Source organism: Paractinoplanes tereljensis (assembly GCF_016862435.1).
Lineage (GTDB): Bacteria > Actinomycetota > Actinomycetes > Mycobacteriales > Micromonosporaceae > Actinoplanes > Actinoplanes tereljensis.
In genome coordinates this window covers 168,267-190,571 of sequence record NZ_BOMY01000001.1, presented here as the reverse complement: position 1 = coordinate 190,571, position 22,305 = coordinate 168,267, and the positions used below count along the sequence as shown (strand labels likewise).

22 protein-coding genes are annotated in these 22,305 nt (G+C 69.1%); 20 read left to right on the top strand and 2 right to left on the bottom strand.

The window, feature by feature from the left end:
- The first annotated feature begins 107 nt into the window (after nt 1-107).
- From aroC to Ate02nite_RS00855, 3 genes are read left to right on the top strand one after another with little or no spacing between them, the layout of a single operon-like run.
- Nucleotides 108-1,286 (top strand): chorismate synthase, encoded by a 1,179-nt coding sequence (aroC, locus tag Ate02nite_RS00865; RefSeq protein ID WP_203797451.1) that lies wholly within the window; start codon nt 108-110, stop codon nt 1,284-1,286.
- On the top strand, nt 1,286-1,786 hold the full coding sequence (locus tag Ate02nite_RS00860) for a shikimate kinase (RefSeq protein ID WP_203797445.1): 501 nt from the start codon (nt 1,286-1,288) through the stop codon (nt 1,784-1,786). Before aroC ends, Ate02nite_RS00860 begins: the two co-directional genes overlap by 1 nt.
- Nucleotides 1,787-1,802: 16 nt before the next feature.
- Entirely contained in the window at nt 1,803-2,744 is a 942-nt protein-coding gene (locus Ate02nite_RS00855; RefSeq protein ID WP_203797443.1) for an NADP-dependent oxidoreductase, read from the top strand.
- Here the strand turns inward: Ate02nite_RS00855 and Ate02nite_RS00850 are convergent.
- A complete protein-coding gene (locus Ate02nite_RS00850; protein ID WP_203797441.1) occupies nt 2,741-3,451 on the bottom strand; it encodes a Clp protease N-terminal domain-containing protein in 711 nt (236 codons plus the stop codon). The genes Ate02nite_RS00855 and Ate02nite_RS00850 overlap by 4 nt on opposite strands.
- Before the next feature lie 124 nt (nt 3,452-3,575).
- On the opposite strand from Ate02nite_RS00850, the gene aroB reads away from it, so the two are divergent.
- The 4 genes from aroB to nusB are packed head-to-tail and all read left to right on the top strand — an operon-like array spanning nt 3,576 to nt 6,113.
- Nucleotides 3,576-4,634, top strand: coding sequence for a 3-dehydroquinate synthase (gene aroB / locus Ate02nite_RS00845; RefSeq protein WP_438871140.1), 1,059 nt, complete (start codon nt 3,576-3,578; stop codon nt 4,632-4,634).
- Nucleotides 4,631-5,095 (top strand): type II 3-dehydroquinate dehydratase, encoded by a 465-nt coding sequence (aroQ, locus tag Ate02nite_RS00840; protein WP_203797437.1) that lies wholly within the window; start codon nt 4,631-4,633, stop codon nt 5,093-5,095. The genes aroB and aroQ overlap by 4 nt, the downstream gene beginning before the upstream one ends.
- 24 nt (nt 5,096-5,119) lie before the next feature.
- Nucleotides 5,120-5,677 (top strand): elongation factor P, encoded by a 558-nt coding sequence (gene efp, locus Ate02nite_RS00835; protein ID WP_203797435.1) that lies wholly within the window; start codon nt 5,120-5,122, stop codon nt 5,675-5,677.
- Nucleotides 5,678-5,702: 25 nt separating this feature from the next.
- Nucleotides 5,703-6,113, top strand: coding sequence for a transcription antitermination factor NusB (gene nusB / locus Ate02nite_RS00830; protein ID WP_203797654.1), 411 nt, complete (start codon nt 5,703-5,705; stop codon nt 6,111-6,113).
- An 830-nt stretch (nt 6,114-6,943) separates the two neighbouring features.
- Here nusB and bldD read toward each other — a convergent pair.
- Nucleotides 6,944-7,432, bottom strand: a complete 489-nt coding sequence (bldD, locus tag Ate02nite_RS00825) for a transcriptional regulator BldD (protein ID WP_020517563.1) — start codon at nt 7,430-7,432, stop codon at nt 6,944-6,946.
- A 291-nt stretch (nt 7,433-7,723) separates the two neighbouring features.
- Here bldD and pyrR point away from each other — a divergent pair, with 291 nt between their 5' ends.
- The 13 genes from pyrR to metK all read left to right on the top strand — a co-directional run bounded on the left by pyrR (nt 7,724) and on the right by metK (nt 22,280).
- A complete protein-coding gene (pyrR, locus tag Ate02nite_RS00820; RefSeq protein ID WP_203797433.1) occupies nt 7,724-8,284 on the top strand; it encodes a bifunctional pyr operon transcriptional regulator/uracil phosphoribosyltransferase PyrR in 561 nt (186 codons plus the stop codon).
- On the top strand, nt 8,281-9,204 hold the full coding sequence (locus tag Ate02nite_RS00815; protein WP_203797431.1) for an aspartate carbamoyltransferase catalytic subunit: 924 nt from the start codon (nt 8,281-8,283) through the stop codon (nt 9,202-9,204). The genes pyrR and Ate02nite_RS00815 overlap by 4 nt, the downstream gene beginning before the upstream one ends.
- Entirely contained in the window at nt 9,201-10,466 is a 1,266-nt protein-coding gene (locus Ate02nite_RS00810; protein ID WP_203797429.1) for a dihydroorotase, read from the top strand. The genes Ate02nite_RS00815 and Ate02nite_RS00810 overlap by 4 nt, the downstream gene beginning before the upstream one ends.
- Nucleotides 10,466-11,572, top strand: a complete 1,107-nt coding sequence (gene carA, locus Ate02nite_RS00805; protein WP_203797427.1) for a glutamine-hydrolyzing carbamoyl-phosphate synthase small subunit — start codon at nt 10,466-10,468, stop codon at nt 11,570-11,572. Before Ate02nite_RS00810 ends, carA begins: the two co-directional genes overlap by 1 nt.
- A 6-nt stretch (nt 11,573-11,578) precedes the next feature.
- Nucleotides 11,579-14,893: a carbamoyl-phosphate synthase large subunit gene (gene carB / locus Ate02nite_RS00800; protein WP_203797418.1), complete on the top strand. Its 3,315-nt coding sequence runs from the start codon at nt 11,579-11,581 to the stop codon at nt 14,891-14,893.
- Nucleotides 14,890-15,927: a quinone-dependent dihydroorotate dehydrogenase gene (locus tag Ate02nite_RS00795; RefSeq protein WP_203797409.1), complete on the top strand. Its 1,038-nt coding sequence runs from the start codon at nt 14,890-14,892 to the stop codon at nt 15,925-15,927. Before carB ends, Ate02nite_RS00795 begins: the two co-directional genes overlap by 4 nt.
- Nucleotides 15,928-16,186: 259 nt before the next feature.
- Nucleotides 16,187-17,461 (top strand): adenosylmethionine--8-amino-7-oxononanoate transaminase, encoded by a 1,275-nt coding sequence (locus tag Ate02nite_RS00790; protein WP_203797407.1) that lies wholly within the window; start codon nt 16,187-16,189, stop codon nt 17,459-17,461.
- 23 nt (nt 17,462-17,484) lie between these two features.
- Nucleotides 17,485-18,315, top strand: a complete 831-nt coding sequence (gene pyrF, locus Ate02nite_RS00785) for an orotidine-5'-phosphate decarboxylase (RefSeq protein ID WP_203797405.1) — start codon at nt 17,485-17,487, stop codon at nt 18,313-18,315.
- 185 nt (nt 18,316-18,500) lie between these two features.
- Nucleotides 18,501-18,818, top strand: a complete 318-nt coding sequence (gene mihF, locus Ate02nite_RS00780; protein ID WP_203797403.1) for an integration host factor, actinobacterial type — start codon at nt 18,501-18,503, stop codon at nt 18,816-18,818.
- Between the two features lie 33 nt (nt 18,819-18,851).
- Nucleotides 18,852-19,451: a guanylate kinase gene (gmk, locus tag Ate02nite_RS00775; protein ID WP_203797402.1), complete on the top strand. Its 600-nt coding sequence runs from the start codon at nt 18,852-18,854 to the stop codon at nt 19,449-19,451.
- 13 nt (nt 19,452-19,464) lie between these two features.
- Nucleotides 19,465-19,728 carry a DNA-directed RNA polymerase subunit omega gene (gene rpoZ / locus Ate02nite_RS00770; protein WP_015623990.1) on the top strand — a complete coding sequence of 88 codons (264 nt, stop codon included), beginning with the start codon at nt 19,465-19,467 and terminating at the stop codon, nt 19,726-19,728.
- A 68-nt stretch (nt 19,729-19,796) separates the two neighbouring features.
- Entirely contained in the window at nt 19,797-21,014 is a 1,218-nt protein-coding gene (coaBC, locus tag Ate02nite_RS00765; protein ID WP_203797400.1) for a bifunctional phosphopantothenoylcysteine decarboxylase/phosphopantothenate--cysteine ligase CoaBC, read from the top strand.
- 75 nt (nt 21,015-21,089) lie between these two features.
- Nucleotides 21,090-22,280, top strand: coding sequence for a methionine adenosyltransferase (metK, locus tag Ate02nite_RS00760; RefSeq protein WP_203797393.1), 1,191 nt, complete (start codon nt 21,090-21,092; stop codon nt 22,278-22,280).
- The last annotated feature ends 25 nt before the right edge of the window (nt 22,281-22,305 follow it).

Genomic DNA, 22,305 nt, shown 5'->3' with positions numbered 1-22,305 from the left:
TGATCTCTTCCGCTGGGAGGAAGGCCGGGATCGGTACGGCATTCCGGTGGGCGGGATGGCGGCGGGGCCGCGACCGGCGGCCCGGGCGGCGTGCCAGACTGTGACCCGTGTTGCGCTGGCTAACCGCAGGTGAATCCCATGGCCCGGCGCTCGTCGCGCTCCTCGAAGGCGTTCCCGCCGGGGTGGAAGTGACGAGCGCGGAAATCGGGCGCGATCTCGCGCGCCGCCGGCTCGGCTACGGCCGCGGCGCCCGGATGAAGTTCGAGCAGGACGAACTCGAGCTGATCGGCGGCATCCGGCACGGCGTGACGCAGGGCAGCCCGGTCGCGATCCGGATCGGCAACAGCGAGTGGCCCAAGTGGCAGACCGTGATGGCCGCCGACCCGGTCGACCCGGAAGAGCTGGCCGCCCAGGCCCGCAACGAACCGCTCACCCGGCCCCGTCCCGGGCACGCCGACCTGGCCGGCATGCAGAAGTACGCACACACCGACGCCCGCCCTATCCTCGAGCGCGCCAGCGCCCGGGAGACCGCGGCCCGGGTCGCCGTCGGCGTGGTGGCGAAAGCCCTGATCAAGCAGGCCCTCGGCATCGAGATCGTGTCGCACGTGATCGAGCTGGGCTCGGTGGCCGCCAAGGTCGGCCTGATCCCCACCCCGGAAGACGCCGACCGCATCGACGCCGACCCGCTGCGCTGCCTCGACCCCGAGGCCAGCGCCCGGATGGTGGCCGAGGTCGACGCGGCCAAGAAGGACGCCGACACGCTGGGTGGCATCGTCGAGGTGCTGGCGTACGGCGTACCCCCCGGCCTTGGATCTCATGTCCAATGGGACCGCAAGCTGGACGCCAAGCTTGCCGCCGCCCTGATGTCCATCCAGTCGGTGAAGGGCGTGGAGATCGGCGACGGCTTCACCCAGGCCCGCTCGCGCGGCTCGGTGGCGCACGACGAGATCATCCCGACCCCCGACGGCGTCAAGCGGGTCACCGACCGGGCCGGCGGCCTCGAAGGCGGCATCACCAACGGCGAACCGCTGCGGGTGCGCGCCGCGCTCAAGCCGATCTCGTCGCTGAACCGCGCCCTGCAGACCGTCGACGTCATCACCGGCGAACCGGCCACCGCGATCAACCAGCGCTCCGACGTCTGTGCGGTGCCGGCCGGCGGGGTGGTCGCCGAGGCGATGGTGGCCCTGGTGCTGGCCGAGGCCGCGGTGGAGAAGTTCGGCGGCGACTCGGTCGGCGAGATCCGCCGCAACCTGTCGAGTTACCTGGACAGCCTGGTGATCCGCTGATGGCTCCGGTCGCCGTCGTGATCGGCGCGCCCGGCGCCGGCAAGACCACCATCGGCGGGCTGGTGGCCGGCCTGCTCGGCGTCCCGTTCGTGGACACCGACGCGATCATCGAGGCCGAGGCCGGCAAGCCGATCCCGGAGATCTTCATCGACGACGGCGAGGACGCGTTCCGCGCTCTGGAGCGATCCGCCATCGCCACCGCGCTGACCGAGTTCTCCGGCGTCCTCGCCCTGGGCGGCGGCGCGATCCTCCACGAGGGCACCCGCGACCTGCTCAAGCAGCACACCGTCGTCTACCTGTCGGTCGAGCTGTCCGACGCGGTGAAGCGGGTCGGCCTCGGCACCGGCCGTCCGCTGCTCGCGATGAACCCGCGGGCCACCCTGAAATACCTGCTCGACCAGCGCCGCCCGCTCTACTCCTCGGTCGCGACCCACACCATCGCCACCGACAACCGTGATCCATCAGACATCGCCGACGAGGTCGCCGGGCTGCTCAAGTAGCGCGAGTATTGGTCCCATGTCACGAGCGGTTCGTTTTGATCAGTACGGCGACGTGGACGTCCTGCGCATCGAGGACGTCGAACCGCCCACGCCGGCCGCCGACCAGATCCTGGTCGAGGTGGTCGCGGCCGGCATCAACCCCGGCGAGATCTCCATCCGCGCCGGTCTGCTGCACGACCGCTTTCCGGCCACCTTCCCGTCCGGCGAGGGCAGCGACTTCGCCGGCCGCGTCCGCGCGATGGGCAGTTCGGTCACCGAGTTCGCCGTCGGCGACGAGGTCCTGGGCTGGTCCGACTGGCGTTCCTCGCACGCCGACTACGTGGTGGTCCCGGCCGACCACCTCACCCGCAAGCCCCTGGCGCTGGACTGGATCCGGGCCGGCGGCCTGTTCGTGGCCGGGGTGACCGCCTACGCCGCGGTCCGCGCGGTGCAGCCGGCGGCCGGCGAGACGGTGGTGGTGAGCGGTGCGGCCGGCGGGGTCGGTTCCCTCGCCGTCCAGCTGGCCCGCAACCTCGGCGCGTACGTGGTCGGCATCGCGAGCGAGGCCAACGCGACCTGGTTGCGCTCGGTCGGGGTAACCCCGGTCGCCTACGGCGACGACCTGGCCGCCAGTCTTCCGGCCGAGATCGACGCCTTCATCGACACGTACGGGAACGGGTACGTCGATCTGGCCGTCGGCCTCGGCATCGACCCGGCCCGGATCAACACGATCATCGATTACCCGGCCGCCGCGAAGGCCGGCGCCAAGACCGAGGGCAGCGCGGCCGGCAGCGACGCCGAGATCCTCGCCTTCCTGGCCGACGAGATCGCCTGGGGCCGCATCGTCCTGCCGATCGCCGCGGTCTACCCGCTCGACGCGATCAAGGACGCCTACACCGAGCTGGCCGCCCGGCACACCCGCGGCAAGATCGTCCTGTCCACCGAGCTGCCCCCGAACGCCGGCCGCCAGCCCGCCTAGTTCGCTCGGGCTTCGAGCGCTTCGAGGCGCTCCACCAGTGGGGCCAGCTCGGCGCGGAAGGCCGCCAGCAGGGCTTCCGGGGGTGGGGCCTGGCTGGCGCTGGCGCGCAGGTGCACGTAACCGGCCAGGGCGGCGGCCACCGCGCGGCGGGTCGAGCGGGCGTCGACTCCGCGGGCGCGCAGCAGCTCGCCGGCCGCGCCGTCGGGCTCGCCGGCCAGGGCGACGATCAGGTGCTCGCAGCCGACGTAGTTGTGGCCGAAACCGACCGCCTCGCCGACCGCCAGCTCCAGCGCCACCGCGGCCGGATTGCTGAACCGCAGCGCGTCGCCGGTGGCTGCGGGTTCCGGTGTGGACACCGCGGCCAGCGACGCCGGGGCCACGTCCATCGCGGTGAGGATCTGCAGGGCCAGGTTGCTGCCCTCGGATTGCAGGCCGGCGAGCAGGTCGCCGGTGGTCACCACGGTGGCGCCGGCCGCCTTGGCGCGGTCGGTGGCCAGGCTCAGCGCGAGCACCAGGCGGCCGGTGAAGCTGGGCAGCCGCTCCGAGAACGACGCCGGGTCGAGGTCGCTCAGGCTCACCTCGCGGATCGCCTGCATGCGGCGGATGGCCTGTTCCAGGGCCCGCTGGCAGATGGCCGAGACGGGAACACCGGAGTCGCGGACGGCGTCGGCCAGATCATCGGGGAGGTACACGTTGATTTTCGGCATGCGGAATTTGTAACCCGTCTGGGGTTAGAAAGATATAACCCCAATCCGCACGCGTACGTCCGAGGGATGGAACCCCACGCGGGCCCAGCCGGTTCTGTCGGAGGGCGCCGATAAAGTGACCGCCGTGGTGACGCGCATACAGGTGGGTGGTGACCGGCCGTACGACGTGCTGGTCGGCAATGATCTCGGCGGCGAGCTGCCGGGGCTGATCGACGGTGCGGCCCGGGTCGCGGTGCTCTATGCGGCGCCGCTGCGGGAGCGGGCCGAGCGCCTCGCCGCCGCGCTGCCCGGGGTGACCCCGATCGAGGTGCCCGACGCCGAGCGCGGCAAGAGCGTCGCGGTCGCCGCCCAGTGCTGGGACACGTTGGGCAAAGCCGGCTTCACCCGCACCGACGTGGTGGTCGGGGTCGGCGGGGGCGCGGTCACCGACCTGGCCGGGTTCGTTGCCGCGAGCTGGCTGCGCGGGGTCCGCTGGGTGCCGGTGTCGACCTCGCTGCTCGGCATGGTCGACGCGTCGGTGGGCGGCAAGACCGGGGTCAACATCGACGCCGGCAAAAACCTGGTCGGCGCGTTCCACCCGCCCGCCGGGGTGCTCTGCGACCTCGACGCGCTCGGCACCCTGCCGGCCGACGACCTCGCCGCCGGGCTGGCCGAGGTGATCAAGTGCGGGTTCATCGCCGACCCGCGCATCCTCGAGCTCGTCGAGACCGATCCGGCCGGTGCCGCCGACCCGGCCGGGAAAACGCTGAAGGAGCTCGTCGAGCGGGCCATCCAGGTCAAGGCCGACGTGGTCAGCGTCGACCTCAAGGAGTCCGGGCTGCGGGAGATCCTCAACTACGGGCACACGCTCGGGCACGCGATCGAGAAACGCGAGAAATACACCTGGAAGCACGGGCACGCGGTCTCGGTCGGGCTCATCTTCGCGGCCGAGCTGTCCCGGCTGTCCGGCCGGCTCGACTCGGCCACCGCGGCGCGCCACCGGGCGGTCCTGGAGCAGGTGGGGCTCCCCACGGCGTACTCGTCGGAGGCCTGGACCGATCTTCTGAGCGCGATGCGCGTCGATAAGAAGACGCGGGCCGCGACCTTGCGGTTCGTGGTGCTGGACGGCCTGGCGAAGCCGGGCATCCTCACCGGGCCGAGCGAGGAGATGCTGGTCGAGGCCTACGCGGAGGTGGCGCGATGATCTACGTGCTGAACGGTCCGAACATCGGTCGCCTGGGCACTCGCGAGCCGGAGATCTACGGGCACACCACCTACGCCGACCTGGTCGACCTCTGCCTGGCGACCGGCAAGCGGCTCGAGGTCGAGGTCGAGGTGCGGCAGACCGACGCCGAGTTCGAGATGCTCAAGTGGCTGCACGAGGCCGCCGACGCGGGCGCGCACGTGGTGCTCAACCCGGCCGCCTGGACGCATTACAACATCGCGATCCGGGACGCCTGCGCCATGCTTCGCGGAAACCTCATCGAGGTGCATATCTCCAACATCCACCGCCGTGAGGAGTTCCGCCACAAGTCGGTCATCTCGGCGGTTGCCACCGGGGTGATCATGGGCCTGGGTGTTGATGGTTACCGGCTGGCGCTCGAGCATCTGGCCCAGTTGGGCGACCAGGCCCAGCCGCCGGTAAACTCGGACGGTCACCGATAAGTTTCCCCAGGATTTAGGCAGGTCATGGCTTCCACGAACGACCTTAAGAACGGTCTGGTTCTCAACCTCGACGGCGATCTCTGGTCCGTCGTGGAGTTCCAGCACGTCAAGCCCGGCAAGGGTGGGGCGTTCGTGCGCACCACGCTCAAGAACGTGCTCTCCGGCAAGGTCGTCGACAAGACCTTCAACGCCGGCACCAAGGTCGAGACGGCCACGGTCGACAAGCGCACGATGCAATACCTCTACCTCGACGGCGAAGACTTCGTCTTCATGGACCTCGACACCTTCGAGCAGATCACCGTGCCCGGCGTGACCGTCGGCGAGAACGCGAACTACCTGCTCACCGAGGCCGAGGCGACCGTCGCCACGCACGAGGGCGTGCCGCTCTACATCGAGCTGCCGACCAGCGTCTTCCTCCTGGTCACCTACACCGAGCCCGGCCTGCAGGGCGACCGCTCCACCGGCGGCACCAAGCCGGCGACCGTCGAGACCGGCGCCACCGTCAACGTGCCGCTCTTCATCACCACCGGCGAGAAGATCAAGGTCGACACCCGCGACGGCCGTTACCTCGGTCGTTCCTGATATGGCGGACGCCCCTAAGACCCAGATGCCTGCTCGCCGCAAGGCACGTAAGCGGGCGCTGGACGTGCTCTACGAGGCCGATCTGCGGGATCTTGCCCCTAGCGAGGTTCTTCGGACCTATCTTGAGCGGATTGAGAAGCCTCGGCCTGAGCACATGGACTATGCGGTGGCTTTGGTTGAGGGCGTGGCTAAGAACCTCGACCGGATCGATGAGTTGCTGGCTTCTTACGCGGAGGGCTGGACGCTCGATCGCATGCCGGTTGTTGATCGCAACCTGGCGCGGATTGCGGTGTTCGAGCTGCTTTACGTTCCGGAGATTGACGATCCGGTTGCTATTACCGAGGCCGTTGAGCTTGCTAAGCAGATGTCTACCGATGACAGTCCTCGGTTCCTTAACGGGATCCTGGGGCGGATTGCTGAGTTCGCTTCTCGCTGAGGTTTCCGCTCTTTATTGCCGCCCGGATGGTGTTGGTTCCGGGCGGCTTTTGCGTGTTTCTTGCGGGGGGGACGGTTGGTGGGCCGGGGTGACCAGGCTGGGCGGTAAAGCATCTATGCCCTGCCTGGTCACCCCGGCCCACCAACCTTGCGTGGTTATCCGTGACGGGCAGGAGCTTGGTTCCTCGCTGCTGGGGGCGTGACTGGGCTGGCGGTCCCCTTTCGCTCGGTGGTCTGGCTTCCGCGCTTTTGGGCGCTCCGGGCGCGTTGCTTGGGCGGGCCGGCCTTGGTGGTGGGTCCTGGGAACATTCCGCGCCGGTTGCGGTTGTTTGGGCCTTCGCCGGCTCGCGCTTCGCGCCTCGTCGGGCTTCGGCGTGGGTTGAGGTGGGGCGGGCGGGGGGAGCTTTTGGGGGCTTGCCGGTCACGTTCGGTCGAACAGTTGCTGGGAACGGGCGTCGTGGGGTGCCCTGGGGTGGGGCGGTGCTGGGTGGTGACGGCCTGTGGTGGGGGCGGCTTGAATTGAGTTTTCGCGTTCACTCGATGTGCGAAAACGGGCGTTGCTGTTGGAGGTCTGGAGAGTGTCCGCACGGTCGGTGACATCGACCGGGGGGCATTTGGGGCGCCTGTGGCTGCCTGTGCTGGGCCGGCGGAGTTGATCGTGGGGAACTTTGCCGGTCGGCCGTTTGGCGCCGCGCTGTGGGGCGTTCAGGCCGTCCGTGCTTTTTGCTTTCCCTGGAGACGCTGAAGGCCCGCGGGGGCCGCGGGCCTTGGGCGTTGAGGGCGCTTTCGCGCGGGGGATTTAGATGGGGGGTTTGCTGCTAGCTGGGGGAATCAGCTGGCGAAGAACGCGCGGGGGTCGGCTACCAGGACACCCTGTTCCGTCAGGCGCTCGATCAAGCCTGAGGGGGAGATGTCGTAGACGATGGCGAGCGCGCGCAGGTCGTCGGCTCGGATGGAGAGGACGCGGCCGTTGTAGTCGCCGCGCTGCTGCTGGATGGCCCGGGCGTACCGTGCGACGTAGGCGAGGTCCTCGCCCGTGGTGTCGTACAGTTTTTCCAGGTCAAGCACGATCTTGTTGGTGGCCTCGAGGCGGACACCGCTGCCGTCGGGCAGCAGTTCCGAGACGGGCACCCGGTAGAAGTCAGCCAGCTCGGCGAGGCGCGACACGGTGACCGCGCGGTCGCCGCGCTCGTACGAGCCCACCACTACGGCCTTCCAGCGGCCGTTCGACTTCTCTTCGACACCCTGCAGGCTAAGACCCTGCTGCTGCCGGATTGAGCGCAGGCGGGCGCCCAACGACTTGGCGTACTCAGACGGCATTCGGAACACTCCCAGTACTGTGCTGGCCCGGAGGGTTCTTCCTCCGCGATCGCTACGCAGCGTGACGGTACGCAGTGTGCGACCGCCGGTCAAGTGTTGGTTACCGATGAGTCGCGCGGCCCGCGGGGGATGTGCCGGATTCGTCCGGCTGGTACCAGGGGTCGGGCACGTCACCATGGTCAACGCCGCGTCCACTGGTAACGTAGCGTCAGCCATCGGGAAGCCTTCTTTCGGGGTTCCCGTCGACGTCCTTTAACGACCCGTCCCGTGAGGCGGGGAAGGAGGTCCGCCGTGGCATCGCCGCGTGCTGACACCACCAGCAAGATCATTTTGGGTGAGTCCGACCTGCATCGGGTCGTCGACCGCATCGCTCATCAGATTCTCGAGAAGACGTCCGGCGCCACCGGCACCGTGCTGCTCGGAATCCCGACCCGCGGAGTGCCGCTCGCCCAGCGCCTGGCGGCCCGCATCCACGCGTTCGAGGGCATCGACGTTCCGGTCGGGTCGCTCGACATCACGCTCTACCGCGACGACCTGCGGCTGCACGCCACCCGGGCGCTCGGCAAGACCGAACTGCCCGGCGGCGGCATCGACGGCCGGCGGGTCATTCTGGTCGATGACGTGCTGTTTTCCGGCCGTACGGTGCGGGCCGCCCTGGACGCGCTCAACGACGTCGGCCGGCCCTCGTCGGTGCAACTCGCGGTGCTTGTCGACCGGGGGCACCGGCAGCTGCCGATCCGCGCCGACTACGTCGGCAAGAACATTCCGACCGCGGTCTCCGAGAGCGTCCGGGTGTCGCTGCTCGAGGTCGACGGGCTGGACGAGGTCAAGCTCACCGGGGGCGACAAATGATCAAGCATCTACGTTCGGCCGCCGATCTGGACCTGGCCACCGCCACGCTGATTCTGGACACCGCGGGCGAGATGGCCGCGCTGGCCGGCCGGGAGGTCAAGAAGCTGCCGACCCTCCGGGGCCGCACGGTGGTCAACCTTTTCTACGAGGACTCCACCCGTACGCGCATCTCGTTTGAAGCCGCCGCCAAGCGTCTCTCCGCGGATGTCATCAATTTTTCCGCAAAAGGCTCCAGCGTCTCGAAGGGTGAGAGCCTGAAGGACACCGCTCTCACATTGCAGGCAATGGGGGCCGACGCGGTGGTCATCCGGCACTCCGCCTCGGGGGCGCCGCACCGGCTCGCCTCCTGGGTGGACGGCTCGGTGATCAACGCGGGCGACGGCACGCACGAGCACCCGACCCAGGCGTTGCTGGACGCGTACACGATGCGCTCGCGGCTCGGCCGGCTCGCCGGGCTCCGGGTGGCGATCGTCGGCGATGTTCTGCACAGCCGGGTCGCCCGCTCCAATGTGTTGCTGCTGACCACGCTGGGCGCGCACGTCACCCTGGTCGGGCCGCCGACGCTGGTTCCGCGGGACATCGCGGCGGCGCTCTCGCCAGCGACCAAAGTGTCATACGACCTCGATAGCGTTCTGCCCGACATGGACGTCGTGATGATGCTGAGAGTGCAGACCGAGCGCATGCAGGACTCGTACTTTCCGTCCGCCCGGGAGTACAGCCGGCGCTACGGTCTCGACCTCGCGCGCATGCGCAAGCTGCCCGAGCACGCCATCGTCATGCACCCGGGGCCGATGAACCGGGGCATGGAGATCGCGCCCGAGGTGGCCGACTCGTCCCGCTCCACGATCGTCGAACAGGTCGCCAACGGGGTTTCGGCCCGGATGGCGGTTCTCTATCTGCTGCTTGGGGGCAAAGCGTGACCGGCTTTTTGATCCAGGGCGTCTCCGTTCTCGGCGCCGCGCCGTCCGATTTGGTGCTGCGCGATGGTTTTGTCGTGTCGGCTCCGGATGGCACGGAGGACGTCGTCGACGGATCGGGCCTGGTTGCGCTGCCCGGGCTCGTTGACCTGCACACCCACCTGCGTGAGCCGGGCCGGGAAGACGCCGAGACGGTGGAGACCGGCTCCCGGGCCGCCGCGCTCGGTGGCTACACGGCGGTCTTCGCGATGGCCAACACCTCGCCGGTCGCCGACACCGCCGGCGTGGTCGAGCAGGTCTGGCGGCTCGGCCGGGAGGCCGGCCTGGTCGACGTGCAGCCGATCGGCGCCGTCACCGTCGGGCTGGCCGGCAAGCAGCTCGCCGAACTCGGCGCGATGGCCACCTCCGCGGCTGGCGTGCGCATCTTCTCCGACGACGGCTTCTGCGTCGCCGACCCGCGCCTGATGCGCCGCGCCCTGGAATACGTCAAGGCGTTCGACGGCATCATCGCGCAGCACGCCGAGGAGCCGCGGCTCACCGAGGGCGCGCAGATGCACGAGGGCGAGGTCAGCACGCGGCTCGGCCTCACCGGCTGGCCCGCGGTGGCCGAGGAGGCGATCATCGCCCGGGACGTGCTCCTGGCCGAGCACGTCGGCAGTCGGCTGCACGTCTGCCACGTCTCCACCGCCGGGTCGGTCGAGGTGCTGCGCCAGGCCAAGGCCCGGGGCGTCCGGGTGACGGCCGAGGTCACGCCGCACCACCTGCTGCTGACCGACGAGCTGGCCGCGTCCTACGACCCGGTTTTCAAGGTCAACCCCCCATTGCGTACGGCCGCGGACGTCGCCGCGCTGCGTCAGGCCCTGGTCGACGGGGTCATCGACGTGGTCGCCACCGACCACGCGCCGCACGCGGTGGAGGACAAGGAATGCGAGTGGGCGTACGCCCGGCCCGGCATGCTCGGCCTGGAGACCGCCCTCTCGATCGTGCTGAGCGTCCTCGGTGAGCGATGGGATCTGATCGCCGACCGGATGTCGCGCACCCCGGCCCGGATCGCGGGCCTCGACGGGCATGGCACCGACCTCGCGGTCGGCTCGCCGGCCAACCTCACGCTGGTGGACCCGTCCGCCCGGCGGGTCGTCGACCCGGCCGAGCTGGCGAGCCGCAGCCGCAACACGCCATACACGGGCACCACCCTGCCGGGTCGCATCGTCGCGACCTTCCTCCGGGGAGAGCCGACGGTCCTCGACGGGAAGGCTGTGAAGTAATGACGAAAGCGATCCTCGTACTTGAGGACGGCCGAGTTTTCCATGGTTCGGCTTATGGGGCCGTGGGGGAGACCTTCGGCGAAGCCGTGTTCACCACCGGGATGACCGGTTACCAGGAGACGCTGACCGACCCGTCATACCACCGGCAGGTGGTCGTGCAGACGGCGCCGATGATCGGTAACACCGGGGTCAACGCCGAGGACGACGAATCCGACAAAATCTGGGTTGCCGGATATGTCGTCCGAGATCCCGCCCGGCGGCCGTCGAACTGGCGCTCCACCGGAGACCTGGGCTCCCGCCTCGAGGCTGAGGGCATCGTCGGGATCAGTGGCATTGACACCCGCGCGCTGACTCGCCATCTCCGCTCCCGCGGTGCCATGCGGGTCGGGGTGTCCAGCGTGGATCTCGATCCCCAGTCGCTGCTGGCGCGCGTTGTCGCCGCACCACAGATGGCCGGCGCCGACCTGTCGGCCGAAGTCACGACATCGTCGACCTATACGGTTTCGGCGGAGGGTGAGCACCGGTACACGGTGGCGGCCCTCGACCTCGGCATCAAGCGCAACGTCGCCCGGCGGCTCGCCGCCCGCGGCGTCACCACGCACATCTTCCCGGCCTCGTCCTCGATCGAGGAGCTGCTCGCGGTCAGCCCGGACGCGGTCTTCTTCTCGCCCGGCCCCGGTGACCCGGCGACCGCCGACGGCCCGGTTGCCCTGGCCCGTGAGGTGATGCGGCAGCGTACGCCTCTGTTCGGAATTTGCTTCGGCAGTCAGATCCTGGGCCGGGCACTCGGGTTCGGCACCTACAAGCTCGGCTACGGCCACCGCGGCATCAACCAGCCGGTGCTCGACAAGACCACCGGCAAGGTCGAGGTCACCTCGCACAACCACGGCTTCGCGGTCGACGCGCCGCTCAACACCGTGATCGACACCGACTTCGGCGGGGTCGAGGTCTCGCACGTCTGCCTCAACGACAACGTGGTCGAGGGCCTGCGGGGGATCGACGTCCCCGCGTTCACCGTCCAGTACCACCCCGAGGCCGCCGCCGGCCCGCACGACGCCGACTACCTCTTCGACCGGTTCGTCGAGCTCGTGGAAAAGAAGGGCTGACCCACCATGCCTAAGCGCTCCGATTTGAAGCATGTGATGGTGATCGGCTCCGGGCCGATCGTCATCGGGCAGGCCTGCGAGTTCGACTACTCCGGCACCCAGGCGTGCCGGGTGCTGCGCGCCGAAGGGCTGCGCGTCTCGCTGGTCAACTCCAACCCGGCCACGATCATGACCGACCCGGAATTCGCCGACGCCACCTACGTCGAGCCGATCACCCCGGAATTCGTCGAGCTGGTCATCGCCAAGGAACGGCCGGACGCGATCCTGGCCACCCTGGGCGGGCAGACCGCGCTGAACACGGCGGTCGCGCTGCACGAGAACGGCGTGCTGCAGAAGTACGGCGTCGAGCTGATCGGCGCCAACATCGACGCCATCCGCAAGGGCGAGGACCGCCAGCTCTTCAAGGACATCGTCGCGAAGGCCGGCGGTCAGACCCCGCGCTCGCGGGTCTGCCACTCGCTCGAGGAAGTTTTCTCGACGGTCGACGATCTTGGCCTTCCGGTGGTCATCCGCCCGTCCTTCACCATGGGCGGCCTCGGCTCGGGCATGGCGCACACTCGCGAGGACCTCGAGCGGATCGCCGGGGCCGGCCTGGCCGCCTCGCCGGTGACCGAGGTGCTCATCGAGGAGAGCGTGCTCGGCTGGAAGGAGTACGAGCTCGAGCTGATGCGCGACAAGAACGACAACGTCGTGGTGGTCTGCTCGATCGAGAACATCGACCCGATGGGCGTGCACACCGGCGACTCGGTGACCGTGGCCCCGGCCATGACGCTCACCGACCGGGAATATCAGGACCTGCGCGACCTCGGCATCGCGGTGCTGCGCGAGGTCGGCGTCGACACCGGTGGCTGCAACATCCAGTTCGCGGTCAACCCGGCCGACGGCCGGCTCGTGGTCATCGAGATGAACCCGCGGGTGTCCCGCTCGTCGGCGCTCGCCTCCAAGGCCACCGGCTTCCCGATCGCGAAGATCGCGGCCAAGCTGGCCATCGGCTACACGCTCGACGAGATCCCGAACGACATCACCCTCAAGACGCCGGCCGCGTTCGAGCCGGCGCTCGACTACGTGGTCGTGAAGATCCCGCGGTTCGCGTTCGAGAAGTTCCCCGGTGCCGACCCCGAGCTGACCACCACGATGAAGTCGGTCGGCGAGGCGATGTCGCTGGGGCGGAACTTCGCCGAGGCGCTGAACAAGGCGATGCGGTCCATGGAGACGTCGGCGGCCGGTTTCTGGACCGAGCCGGACTCCGCCGATCTTGAGTCGACTCTGTCCGCTTTGCGCATCCCGCACGACGGCCGGCTCTACACGGTCGAGCGGGCGTTGCGGCTGGGCGCCACCATCGACCAGGTCTTCGAGGCCAGCGGCGGGATCGACCCGTGGTTCCTGGAGGAGATCCAGGCGCTGGTGGAGCTGCGGCAGGACATTTCGGACGCGGCGGTGCTCGACGAGGAGCTGCTGCGCCGGGCCAAGCGGTCCGGGCTGTCCGACCGGCAGCTCGCCGCGCTGCGGCCCGAGCTGGCCGGCGAGGACGGGGTGCGCATCCTGCGGCACCGGCTCGGGGTCCGCCCGGTCTACAAGACCGTCGACACCTGCGCGGCCGAGTTCGAGGCCGACACGCCGTACCACTACTCGACGTACGACGAGGAGACCGAGGTCGCCCCGTCCGATCGGCCCAAGGTGCTGATCCTCGGCTCCGGGCCGAACCGGATCGGGCAGGGCATCGAGTTCGACTACTCCTGCGTGCACGCCGTGATGGCGCTGCGGGCCGTCGACTTCGAGACCGTCATGGTCAACTGCAACCCGGAGACGGTGTCGACCGACTACGACACCGCCGACCGGCTCTACTTCGAGCCGCTCACCTTCGAGGACGTCCTCGAGGTCTTCCACTCCGAGGACTCCAGCGGCAAGGCGGCCGGCGGCCCCGGCGTGGTCGGCGTGATCGTGCAGCTCGGCGGCCAGACCCCGCTCGGCCTGGCCAACCGGCTCAAGGCGGCCGGCGTACCCATCGTCGGCACCTCGCCGGAGTCGATCGACCTGGCCGAGGACCGCGGCCTGTTCGGTGCGGTCCTGCACAAGGCCGGGCTGCGCTCGCCCGACCACGGCACCGCCACCAGCTTCGACGAGGCCAAGGCGATCGCCGACACGATCGGCTACCCGGTGCTGGTCCGCCCGTCTTACGTGCTCGGCGGCCGGGGCATGGAGATCGTCTACGACGAGCCGACCCTGGCCGGCTACATCGAGCGGGCCACCCAGATCTCGCCCGACCACCCGGTGCTCGTCGACAGCTTCCTGGACGACGCCATCGAGATCGACGTCGACGCGCTCTGCGACGACACCGGCGAGGTCTACCTGGGTGGCGTCATGGAGCACATCGAGGAGGCCGGCATCCACTCCGGCGACTCGTCCTGCTCGCTGCCGCCGGTCACGCTGGCCGGCTCGCACCTGGCCGAGGTGCGCCGCTACACCGAGGCGATCGCCCACGGCGTCGGCGTGCGCGGCCTGCTCAACGTGCAGTACGCCCTGAAGGACGACACGCTGTACGTGCTGGAGGCCAACCCGCGCGCCTCCCGTACCGTCCCGTTCGTCTCCAAGGCGACCGCGGTCCCGCTGGCGAAGGCCGCGGCCCGCATCATGCTCGGCGCGACGATCACCGAGCTGCGGGCGGAGGGCCTGCTGCTGCCCGAGGGCGACGGCGGCACGGTGCCGGCGAACGCGCCGATCGCCATCAAGGAGGCGGTGCTGCCGTTCAAGCGGTTCCGCCGCCCCGACGGCAAGGGCGTCGACAGCCTGCTCGGCCCCGAGATGAAGTCCACCGGCGAGGTGATGGGCATCGACGCCGGCTTCGGCCAGGCGTTCGCCAAGTCCCAGGCCGCCGCCTACGGCTCGCTGCCGACCAGCGGCAAGATCTTCGTCTCGGTGGCCAACCGCGACAAGCGCACCATGATCTTCCCGATCAAGCGCCTGGCCGACCTGGGCTTCACCATCGTCACCACGGCCGGCACCGGCGAGGTGCTGCGCCGGCACGGCATCGCCTGCGAGATCGTCCCGAAGCACTTCGAGAGCCCCGGCCAGAACGCCGTGGCCCTCATCCTGGCCGGCGAGATCGCGATGATCATCAACACCCCGCAGGGCTCCGGCGCCAGCGCCCGCTCGGACGGCTACGAGATCCGCAGCGCCGCGGTGACCGCCGACATCCCGAGCATCACCACCACGCAGGGCGCGGCCGCCGCGGTGATGGGCATCGAGGCCCTGATGCGCGGCGACATGACGGTCCGCCCGCTGCAGGAGCTGCACGCCGCCCTCCGAGGCGACAAGGCGTGACCGTGTTCGAGAAGGCGGTCCGGCCGGTTCTGTTCCGGATCGGCGGGGGAGACGCGGAGAAAGCGCACGAGTTCACCCTCGACCGGCTGAGACGGCTCGGGGAGCGGACCCGCTCGCTGCTGCGGGCCCGCTACGCGACCGACGCGCCGGTCGAGGTGTTCGGGGTGCGTTTCCCGAACGCGGTCGGGCTCGCGGCCGGGGTCGACAAGAACGGGCACGCGCTGCCGGCCTGGTCGGCGCTCGGGTTCGGGTTCGTCGAGGTCGGCACGGTGACCGCGAAGGCGCAGCCGGGGAACGACAAGCCCCGGCTGTTCCGGCTCCGGGGCAGCGAGGCGATCATCAACCGGATGGGCTTCAACAACGCCGGGGCGGCGGCGCTCGCCGCCCGCCTCGACGCGCTGGGCCCGATCGGCGTCCCGCTCGGCATCTCGCTCGGCAAGTCCAAGGTCACTCCGCTGGAGGAGGCGGTCGAGGACTACCTGACGTCCTACCGGCTGCTGCATCCCTACGCCGACTACATCGCGGTCAACGTCTCGTCGCCGAACACGCCCGGCCTGCGCTCCTTGCAGGACAAATCGGCCATCGCCGACCTGCTGACCGCCCTGGCCGGCGACACCCCGGTGCTGGTGAAGATCGCGCCCGACCTCACCGAGCCGGCCATCGCCGAACTCCTCGAGGTGTGCCTGAGCCACGGCGCGGCCGGGGTGATCGCCACGAACACGACCCTCGCCCGCGACGGGCTCGCGGCGGCCGATCAGCCTCGCGGGGCCGAGGCGGGCGGATTGTCCGGGAGGCCGCTCACCGAGAAAGCCCGCAAGGTCGTGCACTTCGTGCACACCGAGACCGGCGGCCGGCTCCCGATCATCGGCGTCGGCGGCGTGATGTCCCCGGACGACGCGTCCCGGCTGCTCGACGCGGGCGCGTCCCTGGTCCAGCTCTACAGCGGTTTCATCTATCACGGTCCCGCGCTGGTGCGGGGCGCGGCGCGAGCGGCCGCGTCACACCGGGCCCGAGCGGAGTCGGAGACCCGGTGATCACCGACCCGGCGAGCGACCACTCACCCGCCGGGCCAGGCATCGCGTCTCCCAAGCCGCGATCTTGTGGAGTTGCGGTTCAGTCCTGGCCGGAAGTCGACAAGATCGCGTCCGGGCTGGGGCGCGCTGGGTGGTTGGCGCGGGCTGCGGCGCGATCTTGTGGGGTTGTGGTTTGCAGGTGACAGGAATTCCACAAGATCGCGGGCATGCACGGCGCGGGGCGCGGGGCGATCTGGTGGTGGGACTGTGAGGTGTGGGAATGCGTCGAGGTGAGCGGGAGCTTCTAGGGCTTGATCGGGCGCATGTCTGGCATCCCTATGGACCTATGCCGGGGCGGAGCGAGCCCTATCTCGTCGAGAGCGCTCAGGGCGTACGGCTGAGGCTTGGGGATGGGCGGGAGCTCGTCGACGGGATGTCGTCCTGGTGGGCGGCCATCCACGGGTACCGGCACCCGGTGCTGGACGCTGCGCTGGTGGAGCAGGCGGGGCGGATGAGTCACGTCATGTTCGGGGGGCTCACCCACGAGCCGGCCATCGAACTCGCCACGACGCTTGTCGATCTCGCGCCGGACGGGCTGGAGCACGTCTTTCTCTGTGACTCCGGCTCGGTGTCGGTCGAGGTCGCGATCAAGATGGCGCTGCAGGCTCAGCTCGCGCTCGGCCACCCCGGTCGGCGGCGCCTGCTCACCTGGCGTGGGGGTTACCACGGGGACACCTTCCACCCGATGACCGTGTGCGATCCCGACGGCGGGATGCACTCGCTCTGGACCGGGGTCCTGCCGGTCCAGGTTTTCGCGGACGTGCCGCCGGCCGAGTTCGACCCGGACTACGCGCAGGCGCTCACCGACTTGATCGCGCGGCACGCCGGCGACGTGGCGGCGGTCATCGTCGAGCCGGTGGTGCAGGGGGCCGGCGGGATGCGGTTCCACCATCCCGAGTACCTGCGGGTTCTGCGGGAGGCGACCGCCGCGTACGGCATATTGCTGATTTTTGATGAGATCGCCACCGGTTTCGGGCGGACCGGCGAGTTTTTCGCGGCCGACCATGCCGGGGTCAGCCCCGACATCATGTGTGTCGGCAAAGCGCTCACGGGCGGCTATCTCACCCTCGCGGCGGCGCTCTGCACTCCGGCGGTCGCGGCGGCGATCTCGAGCGGCGAAGCGGGCGGCCTGGCGCACGGGCCGACCTTCATGGGCAACCCGCTGGCCTGCGCGGTCGCCAACGCGTCCCTCGGACTGCTGAACGACGGCGGCTGGAGGTCCCGCGTACGGGTGATCGAAAACGGACTGGCACACGGGCTGGAACCGCTGCGGACGGCGCCCGGGGTGGCCGACGTGCGGGTCCTGGGCGCGATCGGGGTGGTTCAGCTCGATCATCCGGTCGACATGGCCAGGACGACTGCCGCGGCCGTCGAGGCCGGAGTCTGGCTGCGCCCGTTCCGGGATTTGATCTACACGATGCCGCCCTATGTGGCGGACGAGGACGACGTTGCCCGCATCACCGCGGGGATCGCCGCCGCGGTGGCGGCAAGCTGACGACACGGAAGGGCTGAGGCCGCATGGAGACCTTCGGAAAACGGCTCACGGACGCCATCGAGAAGCGGGGGCCGCTGTGTGTCGGCATCGACCCGCACGCCGCCTTGCTGACTCGCTGGGGGCTCACCGATGACGTCGCCGGCCTGGAACGCTTCGCCCGTACGGTGGTCGACGCCCTGGCCGATCGGGTGGCCGTGGTGAAGCCGCAGTCAGCATTTTTTGAGAGATTTGGGTCACGTGGCATCGGTATTCTTGAGTCAACTATCCGACAGTTGCGTGATGCAGGATCCCTTGTCCTGCTGGACGTGAAGCGGGGCGATATCGGCTCGACGATGGCCGCGTACGCCTCCGCTTATCTCGATCCGGCGAGTCCGCTGAGTGCTGACGCGATTACTGTGAGTCCTTATCTCGGAGTCGGCTCGTTGCAGCCGGCATTCGATCTGGCGGCCGCGAACGGCGCCGGCGTTTTCGTTCTCGCGCTGACCTCGAACCCCGAGGGACCGTCCGTCCAGCACGCCGTCGGAAATGACGGCCGGACCGTCGCGCAGACCGTGATCGATGAGATTTCCCAGGTCAACAGGGGTGCGGAGCCGCTCGGCAGCCTCGGCCTGGTGGTCGGCGCGACGATCGGACGGACCGGTCACGACCTGTCCGAAGTGAACGGTCCGTTACTCGCTCCGGGGCTCGGAGCGCAGGGTGCGACCCCCTCCGACCTGCGCTCCGTCTTCGGCGAAAGCCTGCGCAACGTGCTGCCGTCGTACTCACGCGAAGTTCTCAACGCGGGACCTTCCGTGTCCGCGCTGCGGGCCGCCGCAGAGGCCGCGGTGGATGACTGCAGGGCCGCTCTCGGGTGAAACGCGCCTGCTTAGCAGGCTCTAGTCCAGCGGGTAAGGGGGTACCCCCACGTTGCCGAAACCGCCAATGGCCGCTAGTTTTCCCGGCGCCGGGAACCACATGCCCCTTTGGTTCCCTGGCACACCACGTTTCACAGAAGCGCCGGTATTGAGTTACCGCCGCGATAGGGACCTGAGGAGAACTGGTGCCGCTCCCGTCACTGAGCCCCGAGCAGCGCGCTGCAGCGCTGGAGAAGGCCGCGGAAGTTCGCAAGGCCCGGGCTGAGCTGAAGGAACAGCTCAAGTCCGGCAAGACCACTCTGGCTGCGGTTCTGGACCGCGCGGAGGGCGACGAGGTCGTCGGCAAGCTGAAGGTCTCGGCCGTGCTTCAGGCGCTGCCGGGCATCGGCAAGATCCGGGCGACCCAGATCATGGAGAAGCTCAAGATCGCTGACAGCCGCCGCCTGCGCGGTCTCGGCGACCAGCAGCGGAAGGCCCTCCTGGGGGAGTTCGCTGCGAACTGACTCATGGGCTCGTGTTGAATGAGCCTTGTGAGCATGGATGACGACGCGCGCCCGGCAGCCCGCCTCACCGTCCTTTCCGGTCCCTCCGGGGTCGGCAAGGACAGCGTGATCGAGCTGATCCGGGCGCGCTCGCCTTGGATCAAGCTCTCCGTGTCGGTGACGACACGGAAGAAGCGTGACTACGAGACCGACGGCGAGCATTACCACTTCGTGAACCGTTCGGAGTTTCAACGGCTGATCGACGGCGGTCAGCTGCTCGAGTGGGCCGAGTTCGCAGGGAACCTCTACGGAACCCCGCGGGCCCAGGTCGAGGGATGGTTGAGTCAGGGCCGCCCGGTCCTGCTGAAGATCGACCTGCAGGGAGCGCGCCAGGTGCGCGCCACCATGCCGCACGCTCAGCTGGTGTTCCTCGCCCCACCCAGCGTCGAGGAACTCAAGCGCCGGCTGGTCGGCCGGGGCACCGAGGACGAGGAGACGATTCGTCGCCGACTCGCCCACGCTGACGAGGAGCTGTCGCACGAGAAGGAATTCGACCGTACGGTCGTCAACGACTTCGTCGAGCGGGCAGCGGACGAGCTGGTAGGATTGCTCGGTTCATCGTTTCTGACGCCCGCGCAAGCTCCAGAACACTAAGGATTTCTTAACTGTGGGAACCATCGCGAACCCCGAAGGCATCACCAACCCGCCCATCGACGAGCTGCTCGACAAGACCTCGTCGAAGTACTCGCTGGTGATCTTCGCGGCCAAGCGCGCCCGCCAGGTGAACGCCTACTACAGCCAGCTCGGCGAGGGTCTGCTGGAGTACGTCGGCCCGCTGGTCGAGACCACCCCGCAGGAGAAGCCGCTCTCCATCGCCATGCGTGAGATCAACGCCGGTCTGCTGACCGCCGAGGCCACCGATAACCCGTAAGCCTTGGGTTATCCACAGGTTCAAAACTGGTCCCGCGTCCGCTCGACGGACGCGGGATCATTTGTGTCATGACTGAAGTCGTCCTGGGGGTTTGTGGCGGGATCGCCGCCTACAAGGCCTGTGAGCTGTTGCGTCTGTTCACCGAGTCGGGTCACAGCGTGCGGGTGGTGCCGACCGCTTCGGCGCTCAAGTTCGTGGGGGCGCCGACCTGGGCCGCGCTGTCCGGCAAGCCGGTGGCCACCGAGGTGTGGGACGACGCGCACGAGGTGCCCCACGTTCGGATCGGGCGGCACGCCGACCTGGTGGTGGTCGCGCCGGCCACCGCCGACATGCTGGCCAAGGCCGCCCACGGGATCGCCGACGACCTGCTGACCAACACGCTGCTGACGGCGACCTGCCCGATTGTCTACGCACCGGCCATGCACACCGAGATGTGGGAAAACCCGGCGACCCGCGCGAACGTCGCACTCCTCCGCGAACGTGGCGCAATCGTGATCGAACCGGCAGTCGGACGACTGACCGGGGCGGACACCGGCAAGGGGCGGCTGCCCGATCCGGCGGAGATCTTCGAGCGTGCCCAGGGCGTACTCAAGCGGGGTCTTGATCTTGATCTGGCCGGCCGGCATGTCGTGGTGACCGCCGGCGGGACGCGGGAACCGCTCGATCCCGTGCGTTTTATCGGAAATCGGTCATCCGGCAAGCAGGGTTACGCCCTCGCCCGGGCCGCGGCCGCGCGGGGCGCGCGAGTAACGCTGGTCACGGCGAACGTCGCGTTGCCCGATCCGGCCGGCGTCGAGATCATCCGGGTCGGCACCACCGAGGAGTTGCGCGACGCGACGGTGAAGGCGTTCGCCGATGCCGACATTGTGGTCATGGCGGCCGCACCCGCCGATTTCCGGCCGGCCACGATGGCCGACCAAAAGATCAAAAAGACCGAGGGGGGTGCACCCGATCCGATCGTCCTGGTGACCAACCCGGACATCGCCGCCGAACTCGGTGCGAACAAACGCACTGGTCAACTGCTTGTTGCGTTCGCGGCTGAGACGCAGGACGCTCTTGAGCACGCGCGCGCTAAGTTGGTCAGGAAGCGAGCGGATCTGATCGTCGTCAACGTGGTCGGTGTCGATCGGGTCTTCGGTTCCGACAACAATGACGCCACGCTGCTCGGGGCCGACGGAAGCACGACGGCCCTAGGCGAACTCCGCAAAGAAGATGTGGCCGATAGGATTTACGACCACGCCATCGCGTTGCTGGAACGCCAGGTCGATGCCGGTGAGACGGCATAGCACCCAAGCGTCTCCTGTCGTTCGTGGTGATTACACTCTCGCGATACGTTGAAATTCGACAAGCTGAGGAGCACCGTGGCACGCCGCCTGTTCACCTCCGAGTCGGTCACGGAAGGCCACCCGGACAAGATCGCTGACCAGATCAGCGACGGCATTCTCGACGCCCTGCTGGCGCAGGACCCCCGCAGCCGGGTGGCGGTGGAGACTCTCATCACCACCGGCCAGGTGCACGTGGCGGGCGAGGTCACCACCCAGGCCTACGCCGACATCCCGAGCATCGTGCGCGACACGATCCTGCGGATCGGCTACGACTCGTCCAAGAAGGGCTTCGACGGCGCCTCCTGCGGCGTGAGCGTGTCCATCGGTGCCCAGTCGCCCGACATCGCCCAGGGCGTGGACAGCGCGCTCGAGCTGCGCGAGGGTGACTCGGAGCACGTGCTCGACTCGCAGGGTGCCGGCGACCAGGGCATGATGTTCGGCTTCGCCTGCTCGGAGACCCCCGAGCTGATGCCGCTGCCGATCGCGCTCGCGCACCGGCTCGCCCGTCGCCTCTCGTCGGCGCGCAAGGACGGCACGATCCCCTACCTGCGCCCCGACGGCAAGACCCAGGTCACCATCGAGTACGACGGTCTCAAGCCGGTCCGTCTCGACACGGTGGTCGTCTCGTCGCAGCACGCGGCCGACATCTCGCTCGAGTCGCTGCTGACCCCCGACGTTCGCGAGCACGTGATCGCGCCCGAGCTCGAGGGCCTCGGCATCGACACCGAGGGTTACCGCCTGCTGGTCAACCCGACCGGCCGCTTCGAGATCGGTGGCCCGATGGGCGACGCCGGCCTCACCGGCCGGAAGATCATCGTCGACACCTACGGCGGCTACGCCCGGCACGGCGGTGGTGCCTTCTCCGGCAAGGACCCGTCCAAGGTGGACCGCTCCGCGGCGTATGCGATGCGCTGGGTCGCCAAGAACGTCGTCGCCGCCGGCCTTGCCGAGCGGTGCGAGGCCCAGGTCGCCTACGCGATCGGCAAGGCGCACCCGGTCTCGCTGTTCGTCGAGACCTTCGGCACCGAGAACGTGCCGGTCGAGCGGATCGAAGCGGCGATCAACCAGGTCTTCGACCTGCGCCCGGCCGCGATCATCCGCGACCTCGACCTGCTCCGCCCGATCTACCAGCAGACCGCCGCGTACGGCCACTTCGGCCGTGACCTGCCGGACCTGCTCTGGGAGAACACCGACCGGGCGCAGGACCTCAAGAACGCCGCTGCCTGATTTTCCGGACCGGCGCCTCGCTTGT

Excerpts from the sequence above, each read along its gene's own strand:
- Ate02nite_RS00860 (WP_203797445.1), top strand. The coding sequence starts at position 1,286 with ATGGCTCCGGTCGCCGTCGTGATCGGCGCGCCCGGCGCCGGCAAGACC.
- Ate02nite_RS00855 (WP_203797443.1), top strand. The coding sequence starts at position 1,803 with ATGTCACGAGCGGTTCGTTTTGATCAGTACGGCGACGTGGACGTCCTG.
- Ate02nite_RS00850 (WP_203797441.1), bottom strand. The coding sequence starts at position 3,451 with ATGCCGAAAATCAACGTGTACCTCCCCGATGATCTGGCCGACGCCGTC.
- aroQ (WP_203797437.1), top strand. The coding sequence starts at position 4,631 with ATGATCTACGTGCTGAACGGTCCGAACATCGGTCGCCTGGGCACTCGC.
- efp (WP_203797435.1), top strand. The coding sequence starts at position 5,120 with ATGGCTTCCACGAACGACCTTAAGAACGGTCTGGTTCTCAACCTCGAC.
- nusB (WP_203797654.1), top strand. The coding sequence starts at position 5,703 with ATGCCTGCTCGCCGCAAGGCACGTAAGCGGGCGCTGGACGTGCTCTAC.
- bldD (WP_020517563.1), bottom strand. The coding sequence starts at position 7,432 with ATGCCGTCTGAGTACGCCAAGTCGTTGGGCGCCCGCCTGCGCTCAATC.
- Ate02nite_RS00815 (WP_203797431.1), top strand. The coding sequence starts at position 8,281 with ATGATCAAGCATCTACGTTCGGCCGCCGATCTGGACCTGGCCACCGCC.
- carA (WP_203797427.1), top strand. The coding sequence starts at position 10,466 with ATGACGAAAGCGATCCTCGTACTTGAGGACGGCCGAGTTTTCCATGGT.
- carB (WP_203797418.1), top strand. The coding sequence starts at position 11,579 with ATGCCTAAGCGCTCCGATTTGAAGCATGTGATGGTGATCGGCTCCGGG.
- Ate02nite_RS00790 (WP_203797407.1), top strand. The coding sequence starts at position 16,187 with ATGCGTCGAGGTGAGCGGGAGCTTCTAGGGCTTGATCGGGCGCATGTC.
- pyrF (WP_203797405.1), top strand. The coding sequence starts at position 17,485 with ATGGAGACCTTCGGAAAACGGCTCACGGACGCCATCGAGAAGCGGGGG.
- gmk (WP_203797402.1), top strand. The coding sequence starts at position 18,852 with ATGGATGACGACGCGCGCCCGGCAGCCCGCCTCACCGTCCTTTCCGGT.
- coaBC (WP_203797400.1), top strand. The coding sequence starts at position 19,797 with ATGACTGAAGTCGTCCTGGGGGTTTGTGGCGGGATCGCCGCCTACAAG.